The following is a 306-nucleotide window of genomic DNA, read 5'->3' on the forward strand; positions in this document are numbered from 1 at the left end:
CATGACAATCTGGACAGGTACAAGCCTCTCCCATCAATTCATGGTGGATGACCTCTGGTTTAAATTGCTGAAAAATGGCTTGTCGTTTGCCTTTCGCTTTTTTCCGACGATAAGTAATGGTTTCTTCTTCTAAGTTACCTGGGACAGTCACTTTCTTCTTCAGGCAGTTCCACGTCATCAAACAGGCTCAATTGATTCTGGTTATAGTCACGCTTTTCAGAGGATTTACCATAAAGTTTTTTGGTAAGGTAAGCGACTTGTTCACGTAAAAGCGCAAGTTCATTAGACATTGCTTCAATTGTTTTT

Annotated in this window: 1 protein-coding gene and 1 pseudogene; both read right to left on the reverse strand. The window is 40.2% G+C overall.

What is annotated here, in order from left to right; genetic code table 11:
* Nucleotides 1-178: pseudogene (locus ACTQZM_RS12145) on the reverse strand (IS66 family transposase); the annotation flags it as partial.
* Nucleotides 135-306, reverse strand: a 172-nt coding sequence (locus ACTQZM_RS12150; RefSeq protein ID WP_441653912.1) for a transposase domain-containing protein, incomplete at its 5' end; no start/stop codon positions are given. The gene ACTQZM_RS12150 and the pseudogene ACTQZM_RS12145, both read right to left, overlap by 44 nt.

It is taken from the genome of Enterococcus cecorum (assembly GCF_052119425.1).
Classification (GTDB): Bacteria; Bacillota; Bacilli; order Lactobacillales; family Enterococcaceae; genus Enterococcus_E; species Enterococcus_E cecorum_C.